10 protein-coding genes are annotated in these 11,923 nt (G+C 45.7%); 3 read left to right on the forward strand and 7 right to left on the reverse strand.

What is annotated here, in order from left to right; all coding sequences use genetic code 11:
* Positions 1 to 19: 19 nt before the first annotated feature.
* Complete coding sequence (locus ONT19_RS15290; protein ID WP_264953263.1) at positions 20 to 1,264, reverse strand: 3-phosphoshikimate 1-carboxyvinyltransferase; 1,245 nt, start codon at positions 1,262 to 1,264, stop codon at positions 20 to 22.
* A 46-nt stretch (positions 1,265 to 1,310) separates the two neighbouring features.
* Complete coding sequence (locus ONT19_RS15295) at positions 1,311 to 2,516, reverse strand: zinc-dependent metalloproteinase lipoprotein (RefSeq protein WP_264953264.1); 1,206 nt, start codon at positions 2,514 to 2,516, stop codon at positions 1,311 to 1,313.
* A gap of 381 nt (positions 2,517 to 2,897) precedes the next feature.
* Between ONT19_RS15295 and ONT19_RS15300 the strand changes: the two genes are divergently transcribed.
* Entirely contained in the window at positions 2,898 to 3,404 is a 507-nt protein-coding gene (locus ONT19_RS15300) for a toxin-antitoxin system YwqK family antitoxin (RefSeq protein WP_022122080.1), read from the forward strand.
* Between the two features lie 229 nt (positions 3,405 to 3,633).
* On the opposite strand, the gene ONT19_RS15305 is transcribed toward ONT19_RS15300, so the two are convergent.
* From ONT19_RS15305 to ONT19_RS15325, 5 genes are all read right to left on the reverse strand, one after another.
* Entirely contained in the window at positions 3,634 to 4,386 is a 753-nt protein-coding gene (locus tag ONT19_RS15305; protein WP_264953265.1) for an exodeoxyribonuclease III, read from the reverse strand.
* Between the two features lie 125 nt (positions 4,387 to 4,511).
* Complete coding sequence (gene folE / locus ONT19_RS15310; RefSeq protein WP_117727317.1) at positions 4,512 to 5,105, reverse strand: GTP cyclohydrolase I FolE; 594 nt, start codon at positions 5,103 to 5,105, stop codon at positions 4,512 to 4,514.
* A 348-nt stretch (positions 5,106 to 5,453) separates the two neighbouring features.
* Positions 5,454 to 6,101 (reverse strand): SPOR domain-containing protein, encoded by a 648-nt coding sequence (locus ONT19_RS15315; RefSeq protein ID WP_264953266.1) that lies wholly within the window; start codon positions 6,099 to 6,101, stop codon positions 5,454 to 5,456.
* Positions 6,102 to 6,244: 143 nt separating this feature from the next.
* Positions 6,245 to 8,338: a BT_3928 family protein gene (locus tag ONT19_RS15320; protein WP_264953267.1), complete on the reverse strand. Its 2,094-nt coding sequence runs from the start codon at positions 8,336 to 8,338 to the stop codon at positions 6,245 to 6,247.
* A gap of 8 nt (positions 8,339 to 8,346) precedes the next feature.
* Entirely contained in the window at positions 8,347 to 8,895 is a 549-nt protein-coding gene (locus ONT19_RS15325) for a DUF1599 domain-containing protein (RefSeq protein ID WP_228112588.1), read from the reverse strand.
* Positions 8,896 to 9,088: 193 nt separating this feature from the next.
* Between ONT19_RS15325 and ONT19_RS15330 the strand changes: the two genes are divergently transcribed.
* Positions 9,089 to 10,531 (forward strand): CCA tRNA nucleotidyltransferase, encoded by a 1,443-nt coding sequence (locus tag ONT19_RS15330; protein ID WP_022122075.1) that lies wholly within the window; start codon positions 9,089 to 9,091, stop codon positions 10,529 to 10,531.
* A gap of 176 nt (positions 10,532 to 10,707) precedes the next feature.
* The gene (locus ONT19_RS15335; RefSeq protein ID WP_118190945.1) at positions 10,708 to 11,919 is read left to right on the forward strand and encodes an efflux RND transporter periplasmic adaptor subunit; all 1,212 of its coding nucleotides are present in this window, start codon (positions 10,708 to 10,710) and stop codon (positions 11,917 to 11,919) included.
* Positions 11,920 to 11,923 lie beyond the last annotated feature (4 nt).

The following is an 11,923-nucleotide window of genomic DNA, read 5'->3' on the forward strand; positions in this document are numbered from 1 at the left end:
AACTGTTAACTATTAACTATTAACTTTCAACTATCTCAAACCCAACTTTCTCCAGGTCTTCCCAATAATGAGGATAGGATTTGCTCACTACCTCAGGATTGTTGATTTCAATCTGAGGGAACTTGAAGGCAAGAGGGGCGAAGGCAAGTGCCATGCGATGGTCCTCGTAGGTGTCGATAGGCTCGAAACTAGGCTCGCAAGTCTCGCCATCCCAAATCAGCGTGTTATCGTTCTCGTCATAAATCACGTAACCCACCTTCTTCAGCTCCTTCTTCAATGCCTCGATGCGGTCGGTCTCCTTGATCTTGAGACTGGCAAGGCCGGTGAACTTAAACTTTACGCCCAGGGCACAGCAGGCTACAACGATGGTCTGTGCTAGGTCTGGAGAACCGCTGAAATCGTAGTCGAAACGAGGCAAGAGACAGCGCTGGACTTTCAACTTGACAGGAGAAAGAACATCACGGTTCTCAAATTCTGATTTCACGCCCAGCAGACTGAAGATGTATTTCACGACAGAATCGCCCTGCTTGGAACTGTCGAACAGACCTTCGAGTCTTACCTCAGAATCAGGGTTTCCGTTCAGCGCCATCATTTCATACCAGTAAGAAGAAGCGCTCCAGTCATTCTCGATGGTGTAGTCGGCTACGCAGCTGTAAGGTTGTGGCTTTACGGTGATGGTATCCACATCGGTCCATTCGGCACTGGCTCCGAAGTTCTGCATCGTCCACAGCGTGAGGTCGATGTAAGGACGTGATGCAATCTCGCCCGTCAGTTTCAGTTCCAGACCGTTTTTCAGGATAGGACCAATCATCAGCAGCGCCGAGATATACTGCGAACTGATGTTTCCCACCACTTCGAGATGTCCGCCTTCCAGTGGCTTACCTACGATGTGGAGTGGAGGATAGCCCTCTTTCTTTTCATACTGTATATCAGCTCCGAGGTAGCGCAGGGCATCTACCAGGATAGCAATAGGGCGGTTCTGCATGCGCTCGGTACCTGTGATGGTATGCTCGCCCGGTGTAGCAGAAAGATAGGCGGTCATAAAGCGCATGGCGGTACCGGCAGCCTTGATGTTGATGACATCAGGCATATCGCGCAGTGCCGAAATGATGACTTCTGTATCATCGCAATCGCTCAGGTTGCGGGGCTGCAACTTGCATCCCGCCATGGCATTGATTACCAATGCACGGTTGCTGATACTCTTGGAAGCTGGCAAGTTGATACTTGCATTGAGTTGGCGTGGAGCCTTGATTGTATATTTCATTTTCTTCTTGTTTCTGTTTCTTTTAATACTCTTTTTCCTGATTTTGCTATTTCTCAGCCTTCAATATCCGGATGTCCTTGATGCAGACAGCCTTTTCCTTGGCATATCGGATAGGGAGGTCATCTTCTGTTTCCGGCATCTCATCCCATGCACGGGTTCTCGGACGAATCTTCTTCGGACCCGGTATCAGGGGCGAATAATACAGAACCTGGCGGATGCGGTTTGCCTGTTCTGGGGTGAATCGCATGCTGTAACAGATGCTGTAGTCCATCAGATTGTCTGACTGCCATTTCTCACCCTTGCTGTTGGTGCGTATGGCCACCTCTCTCATGTCTAAAGTATCCTTATTGTTGGCTTTAGCATCACTGATATATTTTGTCAGCCACTTGCCGTATTCTATTCGGTTGTAGCTAGGCGTATCATCGCAATAGTCTGAGTCGTCATCATCATCGGCTGCCTCTGATTTGCCCTTTACTGTTTTCTCAGAGAAACAGTGGAAGAGACCCAGATAATGACCCAGTTCGTGAGCTAAAGTAGCATTCGGGTCAAACATATCGGGTTTATATCTCCTGTTATACTTGTCTTCAGTATACCGGGATCCTTCATTCTTCTTTCCCACATAGATAGAATTGAGCGAAACGCAATATGGAAATTTGCCCGGTTTGCTCAGCGGATAGTTCTTGCCATTGCTCAAACCATCTATCTGTGGATAGCCGCCTACCTGGTAAGGCAGATGACTGATGCCCAGCGTGGTGCTGTTTTCATCGGTCTTCTTGAAGGCATATACCATCACATTGATGTAGTTGTTCTGGTCCCAGCAGTACTGTACATACTTCTTGTCCTTCATGAAACTCTCGCAGTCGAACTCTGATTCTGAAACCTTGATATATTCCACACCCGGTGTACTGAGTCTCTTGCCGCTCTCATCCTTTTCAGCCAGTTCGAACAGGATATGCAGGTTCTCGCTCGGGATGGTATCCATCTGATAGTTGTATACATCACCCTGGTAAAGTTCGTTCACGTTGGAGAGAATCTCCTTGAGGCGGTCATATTTAATGTATTGCGTGGTGTTACTGTAGAAGACATGGAAGATGACAGGCAGATGATAGACATAATCATCGCCTGTAATGATATCTGTGTCACGGTCTTGCCCGTTGGATATGATAGGGTCGCCGATAGAGCCTTCGGTATCCTTGCATGATGCAAAGCTGAGGACGGTGAGGGCGATCATGAAATAAAGAATTTTTCTCATGCGCGTACCTTATATTATATATTTTCGTGCAAAAATACAAAAATAAAAGAAGATAGGCGAGAAATATCCTGAAAAAGTTTCTCAAAATGCCAAAAAACTTGTGCTTTCATCTTCTTGATGTATGTCAATTCAGTTACATTTTGTAAACTTGACACCATGAAAACAGCGTTTTGTAAGGTATGTCTTCGTACAATATGCGAAATTTCAGGCTATGAAATTGCAAATTGTAAGCTTGTGTGCGTTCAAAAACAAAAAGTATTACTTGCTCAAAAAATAAGATAAAATAGCGTTAAGGAATTATGAATTTTTCGGAAATCGTTGTATCTTTGCACCAGAAAAAGAAACAAAGACAATTACAATAACATCCTAAAAATAAACGATATGAAACGAATGATATTATTCTCATTGATGGCTTTGATGACCATAGCAGCTTTCGGTCGTAAGCACGTAGAGAATGCAACAGTTGTAGCTGACACTATTTTCTATGCAGAAAATATGAGCAATGTAACCAGTGCAGATCAGGCTAGTTATTACAGACTGCTGATGACTACTGGTTCAGGCCTTAACAAGAAGGACGTTTTCCAGGACTTCTATATGAACGGTAATCTCCGTGCTGAAGGTGGTTATAGCTTTATCGACCTCGGCAACGATCGCAATACTATCTTTAATGGTGAGGTTACTACCTATTATAAGAATGGTAAGGAGAAGTGGCATGGCAACTATGTCAATGGTAAGCGCGAAGGCTACTTCACACTCCAGCTCCGTGAAGGCGGTGTAGCTGTCGTTCAGTTCAAGAATGGCAAGTCTGTTCACGATTACTTCATGGTAACTTACAAGGACGGTTCTTCTGAGAAGAGAAATCTCTCTGAGTTGAAGCAGTTCATGTAATCAGAAATAAGCAACTATAGTTTTGTTACTTCATTGAATTAGAAGAAAATCTCTCTTATATAAATTAAAATTTTATGTTGATATGACCAATATGGGGATGGCTTCCGTGAGGAAGGTGCATCCCCTTTTTTTATGACCTATATTTACCAACAACAAGAAGAGGGTGAATCATAAACTTATGATTCACCCTCTTCTGATTATTCTTATTGATGTTGGATGACAGGTAGGATTAGAACGTTAAATCTACTTCTACCGGACAATGGTCGCTGCCCATGATTTCAGTATGGATTTTAGCTTCTGTAATCTGTTCCTTGATACGGTTGGAGACAAGGAAGTAGTCGATACGCCAACCGGCATTCTTCTCGCGCGCCTTGAAACGGTATGACCACCACGAATAGGTTACCTCATCCGGGTGGAGATAACGGAAACTGTCGGTAAAGCCATCGTTCAGAAGAACGGTCATCTTTTCTCGCTCCTCATCGGTGAAACCGGCATTTCGACGGTTGGTCTTCGGATTCTTGATATCTATCTCTTCGTGTGCTACATTCAGATCGCCGCAGATGACGACTGGTTTCTTGGCATCAAGAGATTTCAGAAACTTGCGGAAATCGTCTTCCCAGGTCATGCGATAATCCAGGCGCTTGAGTTCTGTCTGCGAATTTGGGGTGTAGCAGGTAACGAGATAGAACTGGTCATATTCCAGCGTGATGATTCTGCCTTCATGATCATGTTCCTCTACGCCCATGCCATAACTTACGTTTAATGGCTTGTGCTTGGTATAAATGGCTGTACCGGAGTATCCTTTTTTCTCAGCGTAGTTCCAATAACTCTGGTAGCCCTCAAACTGAAGGTCGAGCTGTCCCTCCTGCATCTTTGTTTCCTGCAGGCAGAAGAAGTCGGCATCGAGTTCCTTAAACTGGTTCTCGAAGTCCTTGCCTACGCAAGCGCGCAGGCCATTTACGTTCCAGGATATAAACTTCATTTTTGGTAATGTTGAATGTTGAATGTTGAATTGGGGAGGAGTGTTGAATGTTGAATGTTGAATGATGAGTTGATATGGCGTATGCCTAATTCAACATTCAACATTCAACATTCAACATTAAAAAATTAAATTCTCTTCGTTTCTCCTCTCAGCAGACTCATAAACTCCTGGCGGGTGTTCAGTGAATTGAAAACTCCGCTGTAGTCGCTTGTGGTGGTTATGGAATTCTGTTTCTCTACACCTCGCATCTGCATGCACATGTGCTTGGCTTCTATCACTACCATCACGCCCTGCGGATTCAATGTTTCCTGAATGCAGTCTTTAATCTGCTGGGTAAGACGCTCCTGTACCTGGAGACGATGGCTGTAGATATCTACCACACGAGCTATCTTGCTCAGACCGGTAATCTTGCCGTTCGGGATATAGGCTACATGCACCTTGCCATAGAAAGGAAGCATGTGGTGCTCGCACATCGAGAAGAAATCAATATCTTTCACGATGACCATCTGGTTGTATTTCTCTTCGAAGAGGGCATCGGTCAATACCTTGTGCGCGTCCTGTGTATAGCCACGAGTCAGTATCTGCATAGCCTTGGCTACTCGCATCGGTGTTTTTACAAGTCCTTCACGTTCAGGGTCTTCTCCCAAGAGCTTCAATACTTCTGTATAGTGTTCTGCGAGTTCGTCCAATCCCTCGCGAAATTCTGTTTCTGGATTCATCTTATTTAATTTATAATTGATTATTTATAATTAATAATTAGGCCTACGGTATCAATGCTGTAAACTATTAACTATTAATTGTTATCTGAAGTTTCGCAAGTTTTGCACCACACGCCCTGAAAGGGCAGAAGCTCCTAGCCCAGGGCATCGCCCTGGGTAATTACGGACGCATACCTGTCGCCCTGTAAGGGCAAAAGCTTTAAAACTCCAAGCAACACATAAAGCTTTTGCCCTTACAGGGCGCCTTGTTGATTGCTATGATACCCAGGGCGATGCCCTGGGCTAGGAGCTTTTGGGCCTTCAGCCCGTACTTAAACCACTTGCGAAACTTGAGTTGTTAACTATTAACTAGTACTGTACCGTAATCTGTCCCTTTACAAGGCATGCCTGTCTGTATCCCAGGGAACGAACCTTGGCAAGCATCTTCTGGGCTTCAGCTAAACTGCGGAAGTTGCCCATTCGGCAAATCCATCTTGGAGAGTAGAAATGAACATAAACCGGCTGCTCAGGGAAATGAACTTTCAGCTGATTGCCAGTCTGTTCTGCTTTCAGACGGTCGTTACGCGAATTGCCGCCAGCGAAAGCCTGTACTCTATATCCTGTAACCTTATAGCTCTTGCGCATCACTTTCTTGCGCATATCCACTACAGGTGTCTCTTTTTCTTCGTTTTTATTCTCTGCCTTTTGGGCATTGTTCACGTGGGCATTCTCTCGGGTTGCCTCATGATGCTGTGGCTCAGTCTTCTTCAGGGAATCAGGACCCTGCTTGTGCTGAGTTTCAGGCTCTTTTTCTTTTTTCTGTGGGGTAGTCTTAGTCTTGTCGTCTTGTGGAATCACTTGTTTGCCGTTTACCAGTTCATCAATCGCCTTACTTTGGTTCACGGTTACAACACCCTTTCCCGGTTCCTTCTTTTTGAGATGGTCCAGGTAGTTCTGCGCATTAGCTGTGAATGTTGAGCAGAGGATCATAATCAATAATGTGACGAATTGTTTCATGACTATTCCTTTTATGTTTGTCGTCTTGTTTTAAAACAGCACCTTATTCTTGGATCTCTATATATAATAAGGTGTAATGAAGAATGAAGGGATGCGCTTCACGAAGAAGGCATCCCTTCGGGAAATGTAATATCCTTATGAGATTACTTCTTCCAAGCGTCGATGATACCCTTGAAATCAGCAGCCTTCAAAGAAGCACCACCGATCAAACCACCGTCGATGTTTGGCTTAGCGAAGAGCTCAGGAGCGTTGCTAGCCTTGCAGCTACCACCGTAGAGGATTGATGTATCCTCAGCAGCCTCGTTGCCATACTTCTCTGCTACGATAGAGCGGATGTATGCCAACATCTCTTCAGCCTGGTCAGAAGTAGCAGTCTTACCTGTACCGATAGCCCAGATTGGCTCGTAAGCAAGGATGATGTTCTTCCAAGCGTCAGCGCTCAAGTGGAATACTGAACCTTCCAACTCAGCCTTTACTACCTCGTTCTGCTTCTCAGCCTCACGCTCCTCGAGAGTCTCACCGCAGCAGAAGATAACCTTCAAACCGTTAGCCAAAGCCAACTCTACCTTCTCCTTCAAGATCTCTGCTGTCTCGCCATAGTACTGACGACGCTCTGAGTGGCCGAGGATAACATACTGAGCACCTGTGCTCTTTACCATCTCAGCTGAAACCTCACCTGTGAAAGCACCCTTAGCCTTGTCTGCGCAGTTTTCTGCACCAAGGCCTACAATCTCTGAATCCAAAACCTGAGCTACAGAAGCCAAGTGGATAAATGGAGTACAGATTACTACGTCGCAGTTTGGTTTGTCTGCTACCAATGCCTCGTTAATCTCCTTAGCGAGAGCAACACCGTCCTGCAGGTTCATGTTCATTTTCCAGTTACCTGCTACAATTTTCTTTCTCATTTTTCTTTTCTTTTTAAAAGTTGATAATATTCTGTTCGAATTCTCTTTCTTTCTGATCCAGGCGCCCCAAGCCCAGAGCCGGTCGGCAATGGTGAGGAGTACCAGTGGAATGATGAACCAGGAGATGATGCCGGCTGTCTTCTTGGCGGCACTTACTTCCGGCATCTTGCCTATCTCGGTCTTCTCCAGTGGCTTGTCACCAATCTCTGCCATGTCAGGCAAATCGTTGTGGCTCCATTTCTGGATGATGGTTCCGTCCTTCAGCAGAAGAAGACCTGGGTTGCTGCGGATTATCGTCTTCAGCGTAGTCTCGTCTGTGACATAGAAGGGATATTCTGCTCCAGTTATGTCCTGCCAGTGCTTGATGGCTTTCTCCGTACTAGCCGTAAGGCAGAGAAAACGGTAGCCATGGTCGTTGGCATATTCGTAAATCTCATCGATATTGCCGAAGTTGCTGTCGTCGGCAAATTCCAGATGTGGCGAAACCAGGAGGAAGGTGTAGCCTTTATCGTGAATCACTTCCTGGGTGATGTCTTCTCCCGTCTTGGCATCAGCTATGCTGAAGTCGTGGATTGGAGGTACGTATCCTTCTTCGGTCTGAACCGTCTTGCTGTCGATGAAAGTCCAGGTGGAGTCGGGATAGTTGTCTAATGTAAACTCCTTCCGCTCTCCGTTCTTCTCCAGGATGAAGGTGGTATCAAACTTGGGTTGCTTGGCTCCTTTCGGAATCTCCATGCCCTTGGCGATGTTGACACCTATATGATAAGGACGGAAGTCGAATTGCGGCAGATACCACAGACTCCAGATGCTCATCACGATGGAGAAGAGGAAGGTGTAGTTGATCACCACCCACTGGGTCTGTTTCGAGATGAGTCTCTGCATCTCCAGCGGCTTTCTCCAAAGCAGGACGGCGAATATCAGGAGGATGATGTTCTTGATGAATGTCTCCATATTGGTGAGCACTACGGCATCACCGAAGCATCCGCAATCCTTTACTGGGTCTGCGATAACGATCCACAGGGTAATCAGCGTCATCACGCTCATCACGGCAAGGGTGATCTTGCTCATCAGTCTCCGTCGGATGGCGAAGAGGAGGAAGATACCGATGGCAAACTCTGCAGTGGCTAGTAATACCGACATCACGAGGGTGCTCCAGTCGGGGAACATCCAGTCGATGTGCAGCGCCTCCAGATAGTCGGTTATCTTGTATTGCGTGCCTAATGGGTCAATTCCCTTTACAAATCCTGAGAAAATGAAGGTTATAGCCATCAGCAGTCGCCCGATATTGACCGCTATCTTTGTTAATATGTGAGTTGCCTTATTCTTCATCATTTTATATTTTACTTCTCGCTCATTTTGATGGCACCGAAGACGGCATAGTTGATGATGTCCATATAGTTGGCATCAATACCTTCAGAAACGAGGGTAGCGCCTGCGATGTCTTCAATTTCCTTTACGCGCTGAATCTTGGTCAGGATGAAGTCTGTATAACTGCTGACTCTCATCGAGCGCCATGCTTCATCATAGTCATGGTTCTTCCTGAGCATCAGTTCCAGTGCCTCCTTTGCATGGAGGTCGTATAGTTTCATAGCCTCTTCGGGTGTCATATCCACTTCATCCACGAAAGGCTTTTCGAGCTGGATGAGTCCTATGATACCATAATTGATAAGGGCAATGAACTCCGGACGGATACCTTCGCCAACCAGAGATTCTTTCTTGATTTCGAGCGAGCGGATGCGCTTCGCCTTGATATAGAGCTGGTCTGTCAGAGAAGAAGGGCGCAAGATTCTCCAAGAGGCTCCATAATCATGAAGCTTCTTCTCAAATAATGTCCTGCATTCACTCATGACATCCTTAAACTGCTGTTCTGTTTTCAATAAATCTGCCATAATAATTTCGAAATTCGGTGCAAATTTACGCATTTATTATGAAATAGCCAAATAATTATTTTGTTTTTCGCTTATATTGCTGTAACTTTTGATAAGTTACGCTGCATCTCAACAATAAAAACAAAAAAAACCTTTTTTTATTTTGTATTGTCTTCGATTTGCAGTAACTTTGCACCCCGAAAGTAAAAAGAGTATGAGAAATTTGACCAATGCCGAACTGGCACAGATACTGGATAAGGATATATTTCATAAGATTTCAGAGGCAGCAGATGGGTTGTCTGTGGAGTGTTATGTAGTAGGTGGATATGTGCGTGACCTCTTCCTGGAGCGACCTTCCAATGATATTGATGTCGTTGTGGTTGGTAGCGGTATAGAGGTAGCTTCTGCCTTGAAGAAGATGCTCGGAAGAAAGGCGCATCTCTCTGTGTTCCGTAATTTCGGAACAGCACAAGTGAAGTATCAGGATACTGAAGTGGAGTTTGTCGGCGCCCGTAAGGAGAGCTATCAGCGCGATTCCAGAAAGCCTATTGTGGAAGATGGAACGCTGGAGGATGACCAGAACCGCCGCGACTTTACCATCAATGCGATGGCTATCTGCCTGAACAAAGACCGTTTTGGAGAACTCGTAGATCCTTTTGATGGTGTCTACGATATGGAAGATGGCATTATTGCCACTCCGCTCGACCCGGATATCACTTTTTCTGATGACCCGCTGCGTATGATGCGTTGCGTGCGTTTCGCTACCCAACTCAATTTCCAGATAGAGGAGGAGACCTATGATGCGCTCTCCCGCAATGCCGAGCGCCTGAAGATTATCAGTGCTGAGCGAATCTGCGACGAGATGAACAAGATTATGCTCTCCAAGCACCCAAGTAGCGGTTTCTATTACCTGAAAGATACAGGTCTGCTCGATCTCATTCTGCCAGAACTGGTTGCGATGGACAAGGTGGAAACCCGTAACGGCAGGGCACATAAGAATAATTACGACCATACGATGGAGGTGCTCGAGAATGTGTGCAAGCATTCAGATAACCTCTGGCTCCGCTGGGCTGCTCTCTTCCACGACATCGGTAAACCGAAGAGCAAGCGCTGGGACAACAATATCGGCTGGACATTCCACAGTCATAATATAATAGGTGCAAAGATGATTCCGGGTATCTTCCGCCGTATGAAACTTCCGATGGATGCGAAGATGAAGTATGTGCAGAAGCTGGTAGAACTCCACATGCGTCCGATTGTGATTGCTGATGAGGAGGTTACCGACAGTGCCGTTCGCCGCCTGCTGAATGATGCCGGCGATGACATCAACGACCTGATGACGCTCTGCGAGGCTGATATTACCAGTAAGAACCAGGTGCGCAAGCAGCGTTTTCTGGATAATTTCAAGATGGTGCGCGAGAAACTGGTTGATCTGCAGGAACGTGATTATAAGCGACTTCTCCAGCCATGCATCGATGGTAATGAGATTATGGAGATGTTCCATCTTACCCCTTGCCGCGAGGTAGGCACCCTGAAGCAGTATCTCAAGGATGCTGTATTGGATAATAAGGTGGCTAATGAGCGTGAACCGTTGATGGAACTTCTGATGAAGAAGGCTCAGGAGATGGGATTGGTAAATGCAGAAAACTCAAAATAGAGAATAATTTTTGTTAAATAACGGCTCCTAGCGAGCCGTTATTCATTTATTATTAGTACTTTTGCACCGCTTTTAAAACTTAAAGGCGCATAAAAGTTTTCGTTAGAGGACGGAAAGAACTTTTGAATAAGAGAAGATAAAAGATTAAATAATAAATTTATAATATAAAAATAGGTATGAAAATTAAAAGCGTTTTGTTTGTTGCAGCAGTTTGTGTTCTTGCTGCGTTGACATCATGTGGTGGAAGTAAGAAGGGCGGTCTGCCTGACTTCAGCGATGATGAGTTCGCTGTGGCTACTATCGGTACTTCCAGCGCCGCATTGCAGACTACCTATCCTGCTACCATCAAGGGTATCCAGGATGTAGAGGTACGTCCTAAGGTTTCTGGTTTTATCACTAAGGTTTTTGTACACGAGGGACAGACTGTATCAGCAGGTCAGGCTTTGTTCTCTATTGATAGCGAGACCTATCAGGCTGCTGTCCGTTCTGCAGCTGCCGCTGTAAATACAGCTAAGGCACAGGCTAATACAGCCAAGTTGACCTATCAGAACAATAAGAAATTGTATGATAGCAAGATTATCGGTGAATTTGAACTCTCTACAGCAGCTAACAGCTATGCAACAGCTAAGGCTCAGGTAGCTCAGGCAGAGGCAGCATTGGCTTCAGCCCGCGAGCAGTTGGCTTGGTGTACCGTTACCAGCCCTTCTGCAGGTGTAGTAGGTAGCCTTCCTTTCAAGGTGGGTGCTCTGGTAAGTGCTTCTGGTCAGGCTCTTACTACCGTTTCCAATATCAGCACTATGGAGGTGTTCTTCTCACTCTCTGAGTCTCAGATCTTGAGCATGTCTAAGACCAATGGTAGTATTCAGGCAGCCATCGCAGCGTTCCCAGCTGTCAAGTTGCAGTTGGCAGACGGTTCTATCTATAATCACCCGGGTAAGGTGGTTAAGATGAGTGGTGTCATCGATGCTACTTCCGGTTCTATCTCTCTCATCGCTCACTTCGCTAACCCTGAGAAGTTGCTGAAGAGTGGTGGTGCAGGTTCTATCGTGGTTCCTAACGATCATAACAGCGCTATCGTTATCCCTCAGGAGGCTTGCTCTCAGGTTCAGGATAAGATCTTCGTTTACATCGTAACCAAGGATAACAAGGTGAAGTATTCTGAGATCAAGGTCAATCCACAGGATGATGGCAAGAACTATATCGTAACTGCAGGTCTTCATGTAGGCGATCGTATTGTTTTAAAGGGTATTACCAAGTTGACCGATGGTCAGCAGATCAAGCCTATCACTCTGGAGCGTTACAATCAGAAGATTGCTGAGGCTGCCAAGTTGGCTGAGTCTCAGGATAACGCTCATGCCTTCGCTACTGCTATGGGCGGAAAGAAGTAATATA

The organism is Segatella copri (assembly GCF_026015625.1).
Taxonomy (GTDB): Bacteria; Bacteroidota; Bacteroidia; order Bacteroidales; family Bacteroidaceae; genus Prevotella; species Prevotella copri_H.

Excerpts from the sequence above, each read along its gene's own strand:
- folE (WP_117727317.1), bottom strand. The coding sequence starts at position 5,105 with ATGAATCCAGAAACAGAATTTCGCGAGGGATTGGACGAACTCGCAGAA.
- ONT19_RS15325 (WP_228112588.1), bottom strand. The coding sequence starts at position 8,895 with ATGGCAGATTTATTGAAAACAGAACAGCAGTTTAAGGATGTCATGAGT.
- ONT19_RS15300 (WP_022122080.1), top strand. The coding sequence starts at position 2,898 with ATGAAACGAATGATATTATTCTCATTGATGGCTTTGATGACCATAGCA.
- ONT19_RS15295 (WP_264953264.1), bottom strand. The coding sequence starts at position 2,516 with ATGAGAAAAATTCTTTATTTCATGATCGCCCTCACCGTCCTCAGCTTT.
- ONT19_RS15315 (WP_264953266.1), bottom strand. The coding sequence starts at position 6,101 with ATGAAACAATTCGTCACATTATTGATTATGATCCTCTGCTCAACATTC.
- ONT19_RS15335 (WP_118190945.1), top strand. The coding sequence starts at position 10,708 with ATGAAAATTAAAAGCGTTTTGTTTGTTGCAGCAGTTTGTGTTCTTGCT.
- ONT19_RS15320 (WP_264953267.1), bottom strand. The coding sequence starts at position 8,338 with ATGATGAAGAATAAGGCAACTCACATATTAACAAAGATAGCGGTCAAT.
- ONT19_RS15290 (WP_264953263.1), bottom strand. The coding sequence starts at position 1,264 with ATGAAATATACAATCAAGGCTCCACGCCAACTCAATGCAAGTATCAAC.
- ONT19_RS15305 (WP_264953265.1), bottom strand. The coding sequence starts at position 4,386 with ATGAAGTTTATATCCTGGAACGTAAATGGCCTGCGCGCTTGCGTAGGC.
- ONT19_RS15330 (WP_022122075.1), top strand. The coding sequence starts at position 9,089 with ATGAGAAATTTGACCAATGCCGAACTGGCACAGATACTGGATAAGGAT.